The sequence below is a fragment of the Bartonella australis AUST/NH1 genome, assembly GCF_000341355.1.
Taxonomy (GTDB): Bacteria; Pseudomonadota; Alphaproteobacteria; order Rhizobiales; family Rhizobiaceae; genus Bartonella; species Bartonella australis.
Genome location: NC_020300.1, coordinates 1,440,713 through 1,458,773, shown reverse-complemented (window position 1 = coordinate 1,458,773; position 18,061 = coordinate 1,440,713). Strand labels below are relative to the sequence as shown.

The window sequence follows — 18,061 nt, the reverse complement described above, 5'->3', positions numbered from 1 at the left end:
TTTATTTGAGTCATTTTACAGGATGGAGATCGGGCTTTTCGGCCGCGCGTGGTTTTGTTGGCGCGTAAGGAGTAAAGCTCTAATTTTTGCGCGTTGCAATAAAGCGTGCGGCTTGTTGGAGTATTTTAGCTTTAGCGCCAAAAGGGTGGAGAAGTTCTTCTGCTTTAGTGATAAGCTCATCTCGCTTTTTTTGAGTTTCTTGGACGCCACAAAGACTAATCAGAGTGGCTTTATTCGCTGTTTTGTCTTTGCCTGTCGTCTTTCCTAGGGTCAAGCTGCTAGCAGTAACATCAAGAAGATCATCGGTTATTTGGAAAGCTAGGCCGATATATGTGCCAAAAGTAGCAAGCTGTTGGGTGAGGACTTCAGAAGCTTTGCCAATTATGGCGCCTGCTTTACAGGCAAAGCTAATAAGAGCTGCCGTTTTCATACGCTGCAGAGTTATAACTGCACTGTAATCTTGAGGCTTTTTTTCAGCTTCAAGATCGAGAATTTGTCCACCCACCATGCCGCCAAGTCCAGAGGCTTGTGCGAGAGAAGTGATAAGATCAATTTTGGTTTGAGGACCGAGAGTGTATGCTTTGTGGGCAATAATTTCAAAGGCAAAAGTTAAGAGCGCATCGCCTGCAAGGATTGCTGTCGCTTCATCAAATGCTTTGTGAACAGTCGGTCGTCCACGCCGCAGTGTATCGTTATCCATAGCAGGAAGATCATCATGAATGAGTGAATAACAATGAACACATTCTAATGCCACGCTCACATCAAGGGATTGCTCAGCGGGTATACCAAAAAGTGCGGCACTTTGGGTAACGAGAAAAGGGCGCAGACGTTTGCCGCCGTTCAGTGCACCATGACGCATAGCTTTAATTAAAGCTCCAGGGCGGGAAATTTCACCATTTTGTACTTTACTGCTCAGAAACGCATCAAGCCGCTTTTCGACGTCGCAAGCATGTTTTGCGAGAAGGGTGGTGAATTCATGCATTTTTTCTTCCTTTGTCCCTGGAAAATAATGTTGTTCATTTTTATGATAGGAAAATACAGAAGGGAATGGTTATTTTGGTAAGATTGCATTCTTTTGTAAAAGGCCGTACAAAGAAAAAAGGTTATACTATTTTCGGGGTCCTAAATTTACGAGGTAGAAGCTGTGGTTTTATCATTTTGATAAATCTTCTCTATGGGGATCCATTAGCCGGAAGAGCTGCGGCTTTTTCTTTTATGGCCAGTTTGCCGAATTCTGATTAATCCTAGTCCCATAAGCCCATAGATCACTTTTTATCTTCAAATAAGTTGATCAAAAAACAAATTTCTGTTTCATATAGTTATACATATTATATTTGTCGAGTAGGTCAGAAAGCTAAACAAAAAATTGAATGAAAGTCTGGTCAAAGGGTTTTAATCAGTGTATAGGGGGAAGTGAAATTTTACTGTGTCCATGGGTGGGACTTTTTGGCTTTAGCGCTGCGTGTCCTGTTTTAGTAGATTTGGAGTGTCTCTTTATGGCTGTACCTAAACGAAAAACCTCTCCGTCAAAACGGGGTATGCGCCGTTCGGCTGATGCCCTCAAAACGCCGACTTATATCGAAGATAAAAATTCTGGCGAATTGCGTCGTCCTCATCATATTGATTTGAAAACTGGCATGTATCGCGGACGTTCGGTTTTACCCGCTAAGGATTGAAATTTTAATCCAGCACCAGCATAAATTGGTTGATTGCGCAGGCAAGTTGTTCGCGGAGGGCGGGGCCTTTAAGTTTTTTCGTGGATTGGTCTTGTCTTAGTGTCGAGCTCCTGATTGTGTGGGGCTCGTTGAGGGAAGCTGCTCGCTTTATGAGCGCGTGGTGAATCTTTGTGTTGCCGGAAAGTACACTGCTGTCACCGGATTTATGATTTTCCTAAAGCTTGAGCATAGCCGATGACTCCGGCATTATTGCGTACTTTGTCCTCTCCAGGCTGCCTCTAAAAATTTTGGCCTGGAAGCTTTATGTTACCCAACCCTGTTATTTTTGAAAATTCTGGCATATCTTTTATATTTTGATTATTTTCAAAGTTAGAATTTTGCGGGATGTTTTACGATAAAATTTGAAAAATGATTAAGAAAGAGATTAGACACTAAATTGATAAAATCACTCTTTGATTTTTTATTTTTGAGTAAGACAGCGTGAATATTAGATAATATGCCGCTAATACAAAAACCGGCTTTATGCCGGTTTATGCTATCACCCTACACGCTTTTCTCATTATGCAGCGTAAACAACCTCACCCTCGTCGTCTACTTCATCTATTTCATTTTTTAATCCGCGTTTCGCTCTGTTTTCTAAATGCATCTCTATGAGATTGATGGCCTCTGTCTCAGAAAGGCTATTAATGACGGCAATCTCGCGTGCCATCCTATCAAGGGCCGCCGTATAGAGTTGGCGCTCGGAATAAGATTGCTCAGGCTGCAAGTCGGAGCGAAAAAGATCGCGTACAACTTCAGCGATACACATAAGATCTCCTGAATTAATTTTAGCGTCATATTCCTGAGCACGACGCGACCACATGGTCCGCTTAACCCGGGCTTTTCCTCGTAAAATTTTTAATGCACGCTCAACGGAATCAACAGCGGACAATTTCCGCATCCCGATAGAAAGGGCTTTTGCAATTGGCACTTTCACATCCATTTTATCTTTGGCAAAATGGATAACGAAGAGCTCTAATTTATGTCCTGCGACTTCTTGATCTTCAATCGCTATAATCTGACCTACTCCGTGGGTAGGATAGACGATATATTCAGACGTTGAAAACCCTTTAGCGTTAGAGGAGGAGGTGTTTTGGGATGCCATATATAATTTACTTCCTTTTTGACCAACAGTCGTGCCGAAAAGCAGATCGAACGCCAAACGTTCTTTAATTAAAGCATATTCATAAGACGTAGAATCGAGTATTTTCAGACTTAAAAAAAGACTTTTCTTTACAATAAAGAAGCAAAAATAAAACACCTTACCGAATGATTATGCTGAACTATTCCTAACATCAAACACCAAAAAAATCAATCAGTTCACTCAAGAATTTTGTTTTTACATAAAATGATCTGAGCTTTTAGGAAGACCTCTTGCTTGTTGTGCAGTTATTATTCACCGCTTCCCGGCTTTTCTGAAAAATACTTTTCGAATTTATTGGGAACACCGTCCATTTCTTTAGCTTGGGGGAGAGGGCTCTTTTGGGTAGTTAAATTAGGCCATTTGGTCGCATAATTCAGATTGAGTTCCAGCCATTTTTCCAATCCTGGTTCAGTATCGGGCTTAATCGCTTCAGCTGGGCATTCTGGCTCACATACACCGCAATCGATACATTCATCAGGGTGAATGACAAGCATATTTTCACCTTCGTAAAAGCAATCAACGGGACAGACTTCAACGCAATCGGTGTATTTGCACTCAATGCAATTGTCAGTTACAACGTAAGTCAAGATTAAACTCCATTTTCCGCTTTCATGATCTTTGATTTAACGACCATTGCAAGGAATAGCGCGTGCATCTTTATCCTCTTTGAGCTGGTCACGAAGTATCGCCAATTTTGCGAAAGGCGAATCAGGATCTGGGCGTTTCCGTACCTGAGAAAGTGGGTTATCCGAGCGTTCAGCACGAATTTTTTTGTATTTGTGTGGGTATTTAGTGTGTGCGTCGCCTTTTCTGGAAGCATTGTCGCTCATAGCGCCTTTTTTAAAAGTCTTTTTATTCTGCTCTTTTTGCCTAAATTTATCGCGGTTTTTATGAAAATGGTGATTATGCTGGCGTTGATAACACCATAAGAGGGTGATTTTATCTTCTGTGGGTGCGTGTTTTTGTTCAGCAAAATCGCCAACAGGCTCCGCTTCTGGTAAAGAATCGGTTACACGAAAATGCTTTTCAGCGGCAAGCGATTTTTTTTCTTTTTGGGTTGCTTCCGGTTTTTTTACGACCTGCCAATGCGGACCAACACATTCTGCTTCAGGGCAAGTTTGCGTTGTCGTGTCGCCATCGCTGGGGGAGTTGTTTAGTGCAATGGTTTTTTCAAAAACAGCTCCACTGACGGGCTGTGATTGATAGCCAAGCCCTTTGAGAATTTCTTCCATATCTGTGCTGTTAGCACCAAGAATAGACATCATTGTTGGGGTAACAAAAAAATTTCTTCCGTCATAAGCGCCATCAGGTCTTGGTTCTATTCCTGGTTTCCAACTAAGTGCAGGGCGAATGAGATTGGCTAAGCGTTCTAAAATATCAATCCGTACAGCGCGCCGTCCCAAGATCCGGTAACCAGACAAGCGATAAAATTTTCGATTATAGGTAGGGTCAACAACCAATGAGGTTCGCCCAGCGGCTAGGGCCGCCAGTATTTCACTTAAACCGCTTTGGTCCTGCTCTTCATTTTTGAGGCGCCAAAGGAGTGTAATTGCTTGAGCAGGGGACGGTTTAAGCATCGCCGCAAGGTAGATATGAAAAGCTCCGAATCGGACGCCTAATCGCCGCAATACCGCGCGCGATTCTTGATCAAGATTTTTAATTATTTCAGCTATTGTACGGCGAGATAAAATTCCCAAAGAGTCCACAAGCTGTTGGGCAAGACTCTGTGTTAAACCCGTTAAAGTATCGGCATTGCGTAAATCAAACAGTGGTTTTAAGGCTGTTTCAAAATGAAAAGTTATAAAACGTTCTAACCGAGCAATAACATTACTGCGAGCCTCTCCTGTTAATTGAGCATCGGCTAAAAGAATGAGTTTGGGGTTCAAAATATCTTCTGTCGCTACAAGTTGCCCTACTGGTTGACCGATCCAACGCACGATTCCATCAGAGCTTAGTGTAAAATCTCCGTTAGAGGAAGCACAAAAGCGCGCTGCACGTTTAGCGAAGGTAATAACCAAATTTTCGTCGTCTATTACGCTTTGTTCGTCTGTTTTCTGAGGAGTCGTTTCGTTTTTATCAGCGTAAAAACGAAATCCTTCAAATCTGCCATTTTCGTGCATTCCAGTAAAAATATCATCTTTTTGAATGATTTCGTTATCCATGATTATTTTCTTTCTCAGCGATTTATGGGCAAGACATTACCATCGATAATTTCGTATTGATGCCGCTTCTTTAGCACGTTTAGTGTGTTTTCTTCAATCATTCTTATAGTAGCCCTCGGGGATTATCTGGATTTTAGGTATTTCTTCTTCGATCAAGTGTAGCTTTTTTACGCGTAAAAACAACTGCTGGTTGTATTAAGGGTGCCAAGTATAAAATGAAACGTTCAACCTAAAAAGTAAATAAGACGGCGATTTAATAAAACAGAAACTCTTCTCTTTATAGCATTAATTTTTTCTTTCTTCTCATCAAAAAGCCCAGGATACCAGCATTTTGCGGACTTTTTTTGGGTAATAAGGTTACGCCATATGGGCCGTTCAATTTGCGAGTCTGGGCCCTAAACTCGAGAGTTTCATGGTCATAATAAAAAAACAATTGCGATTATAAAAATACACGTTAAAGTAGTCCTAATTTAGGAATACAACTTTAACGTTATTTTTTTAAAAAATGATGATGTCGTCGTCGGAGTAATTTCGATAGCTTTAATCGCAAGGGGTTATTATGAGTAATCTTTCAAATGCTGCTTACAAAAGCAGTAAAAATTGTGGCGATGCTGACAAAAGTTTAGGACGCAATATGGTGCGTTCTGCGATGCAAGCGCCTTATCTTGAACGGCAAAAAGAGCATGATTTGGCTCTACGGTGGAAAGATAAACACGATGATGATGCTATGCATCAAATTGCAGCAGCTCATATGCGTTTGGTTATTTCGATTGCTAACCGTTTTAAACGTTTTAAAATGCCTTTGGGAGATTTAGTGCAGGAAGGCTATGTGGGACTGTTGGAGGCAGCAGCACGTTTTGAGCCCGACCGAGAGGTGCGTTTTTCGACTTATGCGACGTGGTGGATACGTGCTTCTATTCAAGATTATATTTTGCGGAATTGGTCAATCGTCCGGGGGGGAACAAGTTCTTCACAAAAGGCGCTTTTCTTTAATCTTCGTCGTTTGCGCGCCCAATTAGTGCAAGACGACAGTGCTCTGACTAAACAAGATATCTTTCGTACGATCGCTGAAAAGCTCGGTGTCTCAGTCAATGATGTAGAAAGAATGGATTTTCGTTTTTCTGGTTCTGATAACTCGTTAAGTGTCTCTGTTTCCGAGAATGGTGAAAACCCGGTTGCTAAAATGGATGCTTTAGTGGATGAAAATCCTCTTCCTGACGCTTTGATCGAGCAAGTCATTGATGGACAGCGGCGGACACAATGGTTGTATGACGCTTTGCAAATTCTCAATGAGCGGGAACTTGAAATTATTCGTTTCCGTCGTTTAAATGAAGAAGGCGCTACCTTAGAAGTTTTGGGAGAAAAATTAGGAATCTCGAAAGAGCGCGTACGCCAAATTGAAGCACGGGCTTTGCAGAAATTACGTTCTGCATTGTTGACGGTGAATCCAGCGGATGCTTATGAGATATAAGCTAGTTTGACGTATATCCGAAAAGAAAATGCTTTTTTTGTTGTTTTTCCCTTAAGAGAAGAGGGCCCTTTTTACCTATCTTAAAGAGAGGGGGAGTGCAGGAAGCCGCCAGTAGCGCCGCTCATTTATCCTGTAGAGCCGGTTAATGTGGGGATTATCGAGGGTGCCGTATTTACTCAGTAATGATCTTAACGTGTGTTCCCGTGCGTAAAGTTTGAGTCGGGGAGAGCCCGTTGATAATGCGAAACAGCTTTTCTTTGTAAATCGTGCCGCGCATTTCGCTAGAAAGGCTCGCAATGCTGTCTCCTTGTTTAACACGCAAAATACGGATTTTAAAAGGTTTAAGCTCGCTTAACTGCGATGATGAAAGAAGATGAAAACTTTGAGTTGTGCTTTTGGCGACAGCGCTAAAATTGGGGGAATGACGAGGAGCAGCGGTAAGAAAGCGGAAAATATTATTTTTGCCAAGGATGACAACGATATCAAATTGCCAATGCTCATTGGTTGCATAGGCGTGGGCTGCCGGCAAGCCTTGAGTTATGGTGATTGGTTGGACAGAGGATTCATCAAGGCCTGCGATCCATCCACTTTTTAAATAATTACTTGCAGATATTTCTGCAGGGCGCGGTACTGTGTCAAAACGAACCGCAATTTTGTTTGGGCCGCTGGCCAAGACGGTATGCGCTGAATTATCTATCACAAAATTATTTGGAACAGAGAAGGTTATCCGCAATTGCGGATGAATAAATTGATTGCCACGTACGTAGCCTTCCCGGAGATTTCCACCGAAAATCATGCCGTCAATATTTTTCAAAAAATTATCGTGATCGGTATTCTCTGTGTGAGGCGCATTCATCGATGAGGCCTTTTTTATAGCAAGGAGAATCCTTTTTGGCGTTGTTGGGTGCGTTGCTAGAAAATCTAAAGAGGTATTTGTGGTTCCCGAGGTGTTGCGAAAAGCGCTGTAGGCTTCCATCGACTGAAGAAAGCGCGGGGCGGCAAATGGGTCATATCCGGCGCGGTTGAGCATTTCTATACCGATAGAATCAGCTTGGAGTTCTTGATTACGGGAAAATTGTGCTAACTGCCGCTTGCCTTTAAAAGCACTTTGGAGAGAGTTTCTTGAGCGAGAAAGAATATTGACAGGGACATGATCTAATTGACGCAATTCGGCTTCTTTTTGCAGGCGTAAAAGACCGTGATTAGCCATGATGTGTGCCATTTCATGGGCTAAAACTGCCGCAACTTCTGAGGAATCATTCGCTAATTCTAACATGCCGCTGGTGACGTAAATAGAGCCATTAGGAAGCGAAAATGCATTTATATGGGCCGAATCCAAAATAATTACATTATAAACGAGATCGGGGTTTTGCGAAGCTGCCGTCAGTCTGTTCGTAATTTTTTCTAACATGCGCTCAAGCTTTGCATCATGATATTCGCGTCCGTAGGTTTCTAAAAGGCGGGAATGTTGTGTAGCACCTAATGCGGCAGAGATATCACGCTGGCCGGCCCGATTGATTTTTGTGGAATGGTTGGAAAAAAGGAGAATATCCCTTGTTTGGCACGCAGAAAGGAGAAATACTAGACTCACAGTTACAACCGCACAAATTTTAATGCGAAAAGAGAATATATTCCGAGCGAATCTGGTATCTTTGTTCATCATACGTCTCGTTTACTGGCTATTTTTCCTTGAAAAACTTGCTTGTGCTTTTGCGCGTGTTTTGCACACAGGGGGCAGTTGGACTTCTTCATGATTGTATCTGTACGAATATAAAAAAGAATTTCACAAAGGCGTAATATGTATGACAACATTTACAATATTATTAAACGGAGATATGCGCGTCACCGATCGTCTGCGTAACCAAATTCGCGGGAGCCGGTTTATTGCCGCTGACGGTGGGATGCGCCACGCGGCGGCATTGGGCGTTGTTCCTGAAATTTGGTTAGGGGATTTCGATTCCTCTGACAAGATTTTGCTCAAAAAATATGGGGATGTTCACCGCGAAATTTTTCCCTCTGATAAAGAAGCGACCGATAGTGCGTTAGCATGTGAGGAAGCGTTACAACAAGGCGCCACGCAACTTATCTTATGCGGCGCTTTTGGGGGAGAAAGAAGCGATCATAGCCTTTCTCATATGATGCAAGCAATAGCGATGGCAGAAAAAGGTATCCCAGTTTTATTGACAAGCGGTTATGAAGAAGGCTGGCCAGTTGTGCCAAAATCTTTTTCTTATGACTTACCAGATGGATGTTTGATAAGTGATTTACAGGATGGATGCTTGGTGAGCATTGTTGGATTTTCTGATTTGCGAGGTTTGACATTGTCAGGCGTAAAATGGCCACTTTATGGCAAGGATGTGCCTTTTGGGTCATCTTTGACACTTTCTAATCGGATTCTTGGAACTTTTCGTTTTCATTTATGTTTTGGTAAAGCTATATTGCTAGCATCTCTGCCTATTTCACAAGATTCTTCTGGTACATAGTGCAGAAGAATGAAGCAAGAAGGAAAGAGGTGGGTATTGATGTGAGTCAATATGACTTCGTTTCGGTCTTAAATTAAGGAGAGAGATTTGATATGTTAAAACCAATTTTGACAATGGCGGTTGTTTCAATCGTCGGGTTAAGTTCTGTCGCTTGTACAACTTCTCAAGAAAAAGTTGCGCATTATGGTGTCGGTGGTGCGGCATTAGGTGCTTTAGCAGGAACGGCAATTGCCGGCGGAGGATCTGGAACAACAGCAGGTGCAACGGTTGGCGCTCTTGTTGGAACAATGGCAGGTGTTGCTGAAGTCCAGAAAAAAAGAAATAAAAGGGAGGTTTATGCCGCTCCTAATTATCCACAATTGTGCACTTACCGTGACGCAAGAGGCGTGGCCTATGAGGCTCCTTGTTCTCAGCCGGTTAAACATCCACAATTATGCACTTACCGTGACGCAAGAGGTGTGACCTATGAGGCTCCTTGTTCTCAGCCAGTTAAACATCCACAATTGTGCACTTATCGTGATGAAAAAGGTGTGTTATTTCAAGCACCTTGCTCCCGATCAATGAAGTCTCATTGATGGCAATACCGCATCTGCAGCTTGATCGTATTTCCTTAACTTTTGGGACTGTTCCCTTGCTCAATCAAGTTCATTTATCGGTGAGACAAGGGGAGCGCATCGCACTTGTTGGTCGTAATGGATGTGGAAAATCAACACTTTTAAAAGTTGCAGCGGGATTTATAGAACCGAGTGAAGGCGAAATTTTTCGCCATCCTCGGGCTACAGTGCGTTATGTGCCGCAAAACCCTGATTTGTCGGGCTTTGACGATATCAGCACTTACGTGGAAGCTGGGCTAGATGATGCGCCTGATACGCAATGGGTCAAGACACTCTTCGGAACGCTCGGTTTTTCGGGTACTGAAAAAGTGGCAAAGCTTTCTGGTGGGGAAAAGCGGCGTGTTTCTTTATTACGGGCTATCGCTGCAAGACCAGATATCCTCCTGTTGGATGAACCAACCAATCATCTTGATTTACCAGCAATTGAATGGCTTGAAAGTACCTTATGTTCTTTAAATGCAGCGATTGTGGTCATTTCACATGATAGGCGGTTTTTGGAGACGGTGACGCGTTCAATAGCATGGCTTGATCGTGGTACGTTAAAAAGACTGGAAAAGCGTTTCAGCGAATTTGAAAAGTGGCGCGATAAAGTCCTAGAAGAGGAAGCCTGCAACCAACATAAATTAGATCGCCAGATTAAGCGCGAAGAACATTGGCTACGCTACGGAGTCACAGCGCGGCGAAAACGTAATGTACGACGCTTGGGTGTTTTAAAAGAACTAAGACAATCGCATCAAACTTATATAGGTCCAACCGGAAATGTGCACTTGGAAGCCGCTAAAAGTCAAGATTTAGGGCAATTGGTGCTTGAAGCTAAACGAATTTCAAAATCTTATGGTGATCGTATCATTGTAAAAGACTTGTCTTTGAGGCTTCAGCGTGGTGATAAGCTTGGTATCATAGGTCCGAATGGCGTAGGCAAAACAACTTTGTTATCCGTTTTGACCGGCCAAGAACCACCCGATAGTGGGACGATTAAATATGGATATAATTTAACGACCGCGCTGCTCGATCAACAGCGTACTTTAAATGAAGAAGAAACTTTAGCGCATTATTTAACGGGTGGAAGGGCTGACAGTTTGCTGGTCAATGGTCAGGAAAAGCACGTTGTTTCTTATATGAAGGATTTTTTATTTTCGCCCGAACAAGCACGAACTCCACTTAAAGAATTGTCGGGTGGGGAAAGAGCGCGTTTAATATTGGCGAAGCTCCTATCGCAACCTGCAAATCTGTTGATTTTGGACGAACCGACCAATGATCTTGATATGGAAACATTGGATTTATTGCAAGAATTTATCGCTGATTTTGCAGGGACACTTCTGTTGGTTAGCCATGATAGGGATTTTTTAGACCGTACAGTAACTCATATGCTTGTCCCCCAAGGAGACGGTTTCTGGATTTTGTACGCAGGCGGCTATAGCGATATGATGGCGCAAAGAAAGCAAGTTGCACTTTCACAGCGTAAAGAAAATCCGAAGCCTTATAAGCGTGATCCTGTGAAACAAATAGCTGCGCAAAACAAAACAACACCGCGCAAATTATCTTATAAACAGGTTTATGAACTCGAAAAACTGCCTGAACAAATTGCTCTTTTGCAGGATGAAATCAAAATAATTGAAAAAGAATTATCCGACCCGTCACTCTATAGCCGCGACAAAACTCGCTTTGAGCATTTATCCACAACGCTCGAAGAGAAGCGAAAACTGTGCGCACAAAAAGAAGAAAAATGGTTTACACTCGAAATTTTGCGCGAAGAAATAGAAGGGGAAACGTGTCCAAATTAGTGTATTCTGATTCGAATTAATTCATGCCAAGCGCATTTTTATAGAGCTGAATGATAGCTTCTTCTTCGATCCGTTCATGGTCTTCTTTTTTGCGTAACCGTACGATATTGCGCACAGCTTTACCATCAAAACCCGATCCTTTAAGTTCAGTGTAAACGTCTCTAATGTCATCAGAAATTGTTTTTTTTTCTTCTTCTAGCCGTTCAATACGTTCAATAAAAGCACGCAGTTGGTTTACGGATATAGATTGTGTTTGATCAATCATATCGCTCATTGTATTTTCTCCGGGTTGTCTGTTGTAAGCTGGTTCTTTTTGATAGATAACTATGTTGGAGATTCCTGAAAAACAGATGCAAAGTCAAGATTTTCGTTTTTTTTTCACAGATTGAGTTTAAATTAATTATATATAAAGCGTGTCTATTAGCAAAATAGTGACGGGGAGGCGCACAAAGAGTAGCGAGACAACGCGCCACGCTTAAATGTTCCAGATGCAAAAAGAAGAGAAGGAATGCATGTTTTATTTGAGTGGCTTTTGTCGTAAAATTGAGCTCGTGATTATTAAAAAATGGGCGAAGACATTTCAGAGGGCTTTCGCTATTTTTCTTTTAAGCGTCCTTTTTTCATTTCAGATTGCCGGTTTTGCGAAAGCTGACTTTCGGGTTTGTAATGAAACCCAAAGGTCAGTTGGCGTTGCCCTTGGTTATCGCACGCCTTCAGGTTGGGTGAGTGAGGGGTGGTGGGTCATTCCGACAACAGAATGTAAAACTTTGATTGATGGGCCCCTTTCATCGCGATTTTATTATTTTTACGCTGAAGATGCTCAAAAAAAAGGCTATTGGCCTGGATCCGTGGCTATGTGTGTGCAAGACAGCCAATTTATGATTGAAGGGGTTCATGATTGTTTCGCTAGAGGATTTCAAAAAGTTGAGTTTAAGGAAATTGATACAGGTGGTCAAACGAGCTGGACAATACAGTTAACAGATGCCTCTTGGTCTGCAAATCCACCTCCGCAAAGTCCTATTGTCCCAAGGGCCCTATCACGGCTTTCCCGTGGTTCTACTCTTTTAGGAGTGCCATCACCGTGAAACGTGCACGTAAAGTAAAAATCGTTGCTACTCTTGGTCCTTCTTCTTTTTCATCTTCAATGATTGAAAAGCTTTTTAACGCAGGGGCGGATGTGTTTCGCCTTAATATGAGCCATACTGATCATGCAACGATGTGTGATTTAGTGAGGCGAATACGGGCTATAGAAAAAGCCGTAAATCGGCCGATTGGTATTTTAGCAGATCTGCAAGGTCCAAAATTGCGTGTTGGCTGCTTTGCTCGTGGCCAAGAAAATTTGGTAGTTGGGCAAAGTTTCACCTTAGATGATTGCGATATGCCCGGTGATGCAAAGCGTGTTTTTTTGCCTCACAAAGAAATTTTATCTGCTGTTAAACCGGGTGATCGATTATTGATTAATGACGGTAAGCTCGAATTGCGCGCTGAGGTTTGCGATGGTCATTCTCTCCAGTGCCGTGTGATTGCTGGAACCCATATTTCCGACCGAAAAGGAATAAGTCTTCCTGATACAATCTTGCCCTTTGGGACGATGACGCCAAAGGATCACGCTGATCTTTTAGCTATTTTAGAGCAGGAGATTGATTGGATAGCGCTTTCTTTTATCCAATGTTCAGAAGATATCGTAGCGGTTCGTGAGGTGACGCAAGGCAGGGTATCATTGATGGCTAAAATCGAAAAGCCCCAGGCTTTGGAGCACATAGAAAAGATTATTGATGTTGCAGATGGCATTATGATTGCGCGTGGAGATCTCGGGGTAGAATTACCGCTAGAGAGGGTTCCAGCTATTCAGATGGAGCTTATAAAAGCGTGTCGTTCAGCGGGGAAGCCCGTCGTGGTTGCTACACAAATGCTTGAATCAATGATAACAGCGTCCGTTCCCACAAGAGCAGAAGTTTCCGATGTTGCTACAGCGGTTTATGCGGGGACAGATGCAATAATGTTGTCGGCTGAATCAGCGTCTGGCCTTTATCCTGAAGAGGCTGTGCTCATGATGGATAGGATCGCGCGGCAAATTGAACAAGATCGCACTTATGCAGCAATGGTCAGTGCACAGCATCCTGTGCCAGAGTCGACAGGAGCAGATGCAATTGCTCTTGCAGCGCGTCAGATCGCTGAAACACTCCAATTAACAGCTATTGTGGCTTATACTGCTTCAGGTGCGACGGGTGTACGGACATCGCGGGAACGCCCAAACCGACCGATTATTGCTTTGTCGCCCATTGTGAAAACAGCACGGCGGTTGGCTTTAGTTTGGGGGCTTCATTGTGTCGTGACAGAAGATGCACGTAGTTTAGATGATATGGTCAATAGGGCCGCTGCGATCGCTTTTCGGGAAGGATTTTGCCGGGGAGGTGACCGGTTTATTGTGACGGCCGGAGTCCCGCTTGGAACGCCAGGTGCCACAAATTTATTGCGTATCGCCGCTGTTTCTAAAGATGGAATGAAGGGCGTGTGAAAGAACGCGGAAGGACTCTCGCCCCTTTATTTTTCTGAAAAGAGATTCAGCATTTTCGCTGTGGCTGTCGTTCTCGCAAAATTCTTTGACATTTAAATCTGCTATCTTTTAACAATTATTGCGAGGTCTCCGCCTTATCTTCTTCCTGCGGAGTACTATTAGCTTGATCGTCTTTAAGTAATTGCTTCGTGAGCTTTTCGATTCGTTGGGTTGTTTCTTGAACGATCTTACTCACGACGCGGTCTCTTTCATCATTTTGACGCAAAAGAGTCGTGTAGCTTTCCTTAAGCTTTTTGTGTTCTCGTTTTATTTCTTCCATTTCATCTATGATCATAATGCCGGCCATCACAGATAAACGATGATCACCGATTTCTCCGAAATTTTTTTTCAAATGAGTGATATACTGATCTAATTGGGCTGCAAGCTCGGTGAGATAATGTTCTTGCCCTTCGTCGCAGGCCATACGATAAACTTTACCATCAATCGTAACGGGAATAGTCTCCATCTGTTTAAACCTTCACCTATCAATTACAATACGAATTGCTTCCATAGCTTTAATTAGCCGTTTAGAAACTTCTTTATTAACTGCTTCCAGTCGTTCAGCGTGTGCTTCAGTTTTATCAAGTGCTTGGGCAAGGCGACCACGATCAGCGTTCAGCCGCTGAATTTCTTCTTCCCATTCGTTATTTTTATCAATGACAGCATTGCGGTTGATAATGGTAATTTCTAAGTTTCTGAGTGCTTTTTCCAGTTGCTCTAGAGCTTTTGGCAGAACAGCGGTCTCCTGGTCCATGGCGGTTTTATCCTTTATCGGTCTTTTGTATAAAAACGAATCACTCATTTTCTTTTTTTGCATATAATTCATTTTTAAATATGTAGGATATTTTAGCAAGCAAAGCAGGGGATTGTTGTGTATTAAAAGCTAGATTTTTTGATATTGTTAGCATAAATGGTATGTGCGAAATGCAAGAAAAAACTCATCAGGTGGTCACAAAAATTATGCATGGGTAGTTTCTGTCGCACTATAATAGAGCCTCCTACGTGCTCAAGAGGGAACAGGGTAAACAAAAGTAATGGACTTAATGAAAGTGGTTTATCATTTATGACGAATACCGAACAACAGAATCAGATGGCCAATGCTATCCGTTTTCTTGCTATTGATGCGATTGAGAAAGCAAACTCTGGTCATCCTGGTTTGCCGATGGGGGCAGCAGATATTGCCACTGTTCTCTACACAAAATTTTTAGCTCATGACCCCAAAAATCCTCATTGGCCTAATCGTGATCGCTTTATTTTATCGGCGGGACACGGGTCTATGTTGCTTTATGCCGTGATGTATCTTTCTGGCTACGAAGACATCTCTCTCGAGGATCTTCGCAATTTTCGCCAGATAGGGTCCAGAGTTGCGGGCCATCCAGAATATGGACACGCAGCAGGGGTAGAAACAACGACTGGACCACTTGGGCAAGGATTAGCCAACGCCGTAGGAATGGCGCTCGGTGAGCGTTTGCAAAATGCGCGTTTTGGCGATCTGATTAACCATTACACTTATGCACTGGTAGGAGATGGGTGCTTAATGGAAGGAATCGCCCAAGAAGCGATTTCACTCGCCGGGCACTTAAAACTGAATAAGCTGATTGTGTTGTGGGACAATAATGATATTTCAATCGATGGTGCTATTTCTCTGGTAGATAGTACAGATCAGATTGCGCGTTTTAAAGCCTCTGGTTGGAATACAATCAAAGTGAGTGGCCATAATCAAGCGGCGCTGGAACGCGCTATCGAAACTGCACAATTTTCCGATAAACCAACATTTATCGCGTGTAAAACGACCATCGGCTTTGGAGCGCCAAATAAAGGGGGGACCAATAAAGTTCATGGATCTCCTTTGGGGGCGAAAGAGATCGCTGAAACGCGTAAAGCTCTTGCGTGGAGTGCGAAACCTTTTGTAGTTCCAGCTGATATCCTCGATTGTTGGCGTCTAGCGGGCCTTAATGCCGCTAAAAAACGGCAAGAATGGGAAGAAAAATTTGCCACTTTCCCTATGTCGGAGCGCGTCGAGTTTGAACGATTAATGCGGGGTGATCTCGCAGGGAACTTTGACAGCATTATTGATGATTACAAAGAGCAATTAGCCGCAGAGGCTCCTTTTGTCGCGACGCGTAAAGCTTCTGAAATGGCCCTCAATGTCATTAACGAGGTTGTCGTGGAAACTATCGGTGGTTCTGCTGATCTTACAGGGTCTAATAATACAAAAACGAGTCAAATGCGTACAATCTCCGCACGTGATTTTTCAGGGCGCTATCTGCATTATGGGATTCGCGAGCACGCTATGGGCGCTATAATGAATGGTCTCGCTCTTTACGGCGGTTTTATTCCTTATGGTGGAACTTTTTTATGCTTTTCGGACTATATGCGCCCCGCAATGCGTTTGTCTTCTTTGATGGGCTTGCGGGTAATTTATGTTATGACTCACGATTCAATCGGTCTCGGCGAAGATGGTCCTACTCATCAGCCGGTGGAGCATTTAGCGGCTTTGCGCGCGATTCCTAATCATTTTGTTTTCAGGCCTGCTGATGCAATGGAGACGGTAGAATGTTGGCAATTAGCTCTGAAAGCACGCAAAACACCTTCTACTTTGGCTTTAAGTCGGCAGGATTTACCTCCATTGCGCCAAGATTATGAAGAAGAAAATTTATGCGCGCTCGGTGCTTACGAATTATTGATGGCGAGTGATGAGGCAAAAGTTACTCTGTTTGCCTCCGGTTCGGAAGTACAAATTGCTATCAAAGCACACGGTGTGCTAGAAGAAAAAGGTATCCCAACACGCGTGGTATCAGTTCCTTGTTTTGAGCTGTTTTCGCAACAATCTGTCTCATATCAACAAGCGTTAATTGGTAATGCACCAATCAAGGTCGCTATTGAAGCGGCCATCCGGCAAGGATGGGATCAATTCATTGGCTCTGAGGGGGTATTTATTGGCATGAATGGGTTTGGCGCAAGCGGGCCGATTGACGAACTTTATATGCATTTCGGTATCACTTGTGAGAATGTAGTGGCTAGCGTCGAGGAAAAGCTCGAAAAAATCAGTAAGGAAGAGACAAAATGACTGTTCGTGTCGCGATTAATGGATTTGGCCGTATTGGACGTAATATTTTGCGCGCCATTGTGGAAAGTGGGCGCCAAGATATCAAAGTTGTTGCTATTAATGATCTGGGACCAGTGGAAACAAATGCCCACTTATTGCGCTATGATTCAGTACACGGACGCTTTCCTTCGGACGTTAAGGTTATCGGTGATGCTATTGATGTAGTAGGCTATGGGCTGGTTCAGGTTATAGCTGAGCGTGATCCAAAACAATTACCGTGGAAGGCATTGGATATTGATATTGTTCTAGAATGCACAGGCCTTTTTACCGCGCGTGATAAGGCGAGTGCTCACTTAGAGGCGGGGGCAAAGCGCGTCCTTGTTTCCGCGCCTTCTGAAGGTGCAGATTTAACGGTTGTCTACGGAGTCAATCACCAAGAACTAAGTAAAGAGCATCGTGTTGTTTCAAATGCTTCCTGTACAACAAATTGTTTGGCACCCATTGCACAGGTTCTCCATAACACCATTGGCATCGAAAAAGGCTTTATGACGACGGTTCATTCTTATACAGGTGACCAGCCTGTCTTAGACACACTGCATCGCGATCTTTATCGTGCGCGTGCTGCGGCTCTTTCTATGATCCCTACGTCAACAGGCGCGGCCAAGGCGGTTGGGTTGGTTTTGCCAGAATTAAAAGGTTTGTTGGACGGTGTATCTATTCGTGTTCCAACCCCTAATGTTTCTGTTATTGATTTGACTTTTACCGCAAATCGTTCCACAACTATTGAAGAAATTAATACTGCTATTTGTGCAGCTGCTCAGGGCCCACTTAAGGGGATTTTGGGTTATACAGAAGAAAAGCTCGTGAGCAGCGATTTTAATCATGACCCGCATTCGGCGATTTTCCAAAATGATCAAACCAAAGTGATCGACGGTAAATTTTGCCGGGTTCTCGCTTGGTACGATAATGAATGGGGTTTTTCAAATCGCATGAGTGATACTGCTGTGGCTTTTGCGAAGACGTTATAAATGGGGAGAATCTCCGGATTTTCTCACGCAGAAAAAAGGTTAAAGTGACTTAAC

Annotated in this window: 17 protein-coding genes; 9 read left to right on the top strand and 8 right to left on the bottom strand. The window is 43.2% G+C overall.

Annotated features, from left to right (window positions below; genetic code table 11):
* Window positions 1–79 precede the first annotated feature (79 nt).
* Window positions 80–982, bottom strand: coding sequence for a polyprenyl synthetase family protein (locus BANH1_RS06380; protein WP_015398541.1), 903 nt, complete (start codon window positions 980–982; stop codon window positions 80–82).
* Between the two features lie 514 nt (window positions 983–1,496).
* Between BANH1_RS06380 and rpmF the strand changes: the two genes are divergently transcribed.
* The gene (gene rpmF, locus BANH1_RS06370) at window positions 1,497–1,676 is read left to right on the top strand and encodes a 50S ribosomal protein L32 (protein ID WP_041583326.1); all 180 of its coding nucleotides are present in this window, start codon (window positions 1,497–1,499) and stop codon (window positions 1,674–1,676) included.
* A gap of 559 nt (window positions 1,677–2,235) precedes the next feature.
* Here rpmF and BANH1_RS06365 read toward each other — a convergent pair.
* The 3 genes from BANH1_RS06365 to BANH1_RS06355 form a co-directional block, all read right to left on the bottom strand.
* On the bottom strand, window positions 2,236–2,820 hold the full coding sequence (locus BANH1_RS06365) for a CarD family transcriptional regulator (protein ID WP_041583325.1): 585 nt from the start codon (window positions 2,818–2,820) through the stop codon (window positions 2,236–2,238).
* A gap of 287 nt (window positions 2,821–3,107) precedes the next feature.
* Entirely contained in the window at window positions 3,108–3,446 is a 339-nt protein-coding gene (gene fdxA, locus BANH1_RS06360; RefSeq protein WP_015398538.1) for a ferredoxin FdxA, read from the bottom strand.
* 36 nt (window positions 3,447–3,482) lie between these two features.
* Window positions 3,483–5,021, bottom strand: a complete 1,539-nt coding sequence (locus tag BANH1_RS06355; RefSeq protein ID WP_041583122.1) for a hypothetical protein — start codon at window positions 5,019–5,021, stop codon at window positions 3,483–3,485.
* 559 nt (window positions 5,022–5,580) lie between these two features.
* Here BANH1_RS06355 and BANH1_RS06350 point away from each other — a divergent pair.
* Window positions 5,581–6,492, top strand: coding sequence for an RNA polymerase factor sigma-32 (locus tag BANH1_RS06350; RefSeq protein WP_015398537.1), 912 nt, complete (start codon window positions 5,581–5,583; stop codon window positions 6,490–6,492).
* 172 nt (window positions 6,493–6,664) lie between these two features.
* Here BANH1_RS06350 and BANH1_RS06345 read toward each other — a convergent pair whose 3' ends face one another.
* Window positions 6,665–8,152: a M48 family metalloprotease gene (locus BANH1_RS06345; protein WP_015398536.1), complete on the bottom strand. Its 1,488-nt coding sequence runs from the start codon at window positions 8,150–8,152 to the stop codon at window positions 6,665–6,667.
* Between the two features lie 142 nt (window positions 8,153–8,294).
* Here BANH1_RS06345 and BANH1_RS06340 point away from each other — a divergent pair, with 142 nt between their 5' ends.
* From BANH1_RS06340 to BANH1_RS06330, 3 genes are all read left to right on the top strand, one after another.
* Complete coding sequence (locus tag BANH1_RS06340; RefSeq protein ID WP_015398535.1) at window positions 8,295–8,975, top strand: thiamine diphosphokinase; 681 nt, start codon at window positions 8,295–8,297, stop codon at window positions 8,973–8,975.
* Window positions 8,976–9,067: 92 nt separating this feature from the next.
* The gene (locus tag BANH1_RS06335; protein WP_015398534.1) at window positions 9,068–9,550 is read left to right on the top strand and encodes a hypothetical protein; all 483 of its coding nucleotides are present in this window, start codon (window positions 9,068–9,070) and stop codon (window positions 9,548–9,550) included.
* A complete protein-coding gene (locus tag BANH1_RS06330; RefSeq protein WP_015398533.1) occupies window positions 9,550–11,373 on the top strand; it encodes an ABC-F family ATP-binding cassette domain-containing protein in 1,824 nt (607 codons plus the stop codon). Before BANH1_RS06335 ends, BANH1_RS06330 begins: the two co-directional genes overlap by 1 nt.
* A 16-nt stretch (window positions 11,374–11,389) precedes the next feature.
* On the opposite strand, the gene BANH1_RS06325 is transcribed toward BANH1_RS06330, so the two are convergent.
* Window positions 11,390–11,647, bottom strand: coding sequence for a DUF2312 domain-containing protein (locus BANH1_RS06325; RefSeq protein WP_015398532.1), 258 nt, complete (start codon window positions 11,645–11,647; stop codon window positions 11,390–11,392).
* A gap of 238 nt (window positions 11,648–11,885) precedes the next feature.
* Between BANH1_RS06325 and BANH1_RS06320 the strand changes: the two genes are divergently transcribed.
* Window positions 11,886–12,458 (top strand): DUF1036 domain-containing protein, encoded by a 573-nt coding sequence (locus tag BANH1_RS06320; RefSeq protein ID WP_015398531.1) that lies wholly within the window; start codon window positions 11,886–11,888, stop codon window positions 12,456–12,458.
* Entirely contained in the window at window positions 12,455–13,891 is a 1,437-nt protein-coding gene (gene pyk / locus BANH1_RS06315; protein ID WP_015398530.1) for a pyruvate kinase, read from the top strand. The genes BANH1_RS06320 and pyk overlap by 4 nt, the downstream gene beginning before the upstream one ends.
* Before the next feature lie 115 nt (window positions 13,892–14,006).
* Here the strand turns inward: pyk and BANH1_RS06310 are convergent, their stop codons facing one another.
* Complete coding sequence (locus BANH1_RS06310) at window positions 14,007–14,396, bottom strand: cell division protein ZapA (protein WP_015398529.1); 390 nt, start codon at window positions 14,394–14,396, stop codon at window positions 14,007–14,009.
* Window positions 14,397–14,408: 12 nt separating this feature from the next.
* Complete coding sequence (locus BANH1_RS06305; protein WP_015398528.1) at window positions 14,409–14,684, bottom strand: DUF4164 family protein; 276 nt, start codon at window positions 14,682–14,684, stop codon at window positions 14,409–14,411.
* A 309-nt stretch (window positions 14,685–14,993) separates the two neighbouring features.
* Between BANH1_RS06305 and tkt the strand changes: the two genes are divergently transcribed.
* Both tkt and gap read left to right on the top strand, forming a co-directional pair.
* The gene (tkt, locus tag BANH1_RS06300) at window positions 14,994–17,000 is read left to right on the top strand and encodes a transketolase (protein ID WP_015398527.1); all 2,007 of its coding nucleotides are present in this window, start codon (window positions 14,994–14,996) and stop codon (window positions 16,998–17,000) included.
* Complete coding sequence (gene gap / locus BANH1_RS06295; protein ID WP_015398526.1) at window positions 16,997–18,007, top strand: type I glyceraldehyde-3-phosphate dehydrogenase; 1,011 nt, start codon at window positions 16,997–16,999, stop codon at window positions 18,005–18,007. The genes tkt and gap overlap by 4 nt, the downstream gene beginning before the upstream one ends.
* The last annotated feature ends 54 nt before the right edge of the window (window positions 18,008–18,061 follow it).